The sequence below is a fragment of the Edwardsiella sp. A.80236 genome (assembly GCF_044540725.1).
Taxonomy (GTDB): Bacteria; Pseudomonadota; Gammaproteobacteria; order Enterobacterales; family Enterobacteriaceae; genus Edwardsiella; species Edwardsiella tarda.
Window position 1 is genome coordinate 1 of the sequence record NZ_JBIUCY010000079.1, and the last position, 289, is coordinate 289.

Consider the following 289-nt stretch of genomic DNA (forward strand, 5'->3'; position numbering starts at 1 on the left):
ATCATCCGGGAAGGAGACAGCATCATCTTACGTCCCGCCCGTCCGACTTGGGGCTCATTTGCACAGCTAGAAAAAGCTGATTCGGATTTTATGGCCGATCGCGAAGACGTGATCAGCGATGAAGGACGCTTTACGTTATGAAACAGCGCCTAACCTATATGCTCGATACCAACATCTGCTCCTTCATCATGCGCGAACAGCCGGAAGCAGTGCTAGGCTGTGTCCCTTAATTGTATAATTTCTTGTAAAACAATCTGATACAACCCAACTTAACCATTGCCAGATAATT

At 46.7% G+C, this 289-nt stretch carries 1 pseudogene; it reads left to right on the top strand.

The features are described 5' to 3' along the window. Nucleotides 1–141: pseudogene (locus ACEQFP_RS17565) on the top strand (AbrB/MazE/SpoVT family DNA-binding domain-containing protein); the annotation flags it as partial. Nucleotides 142–289: the final 148 nt, after the last annotated feature.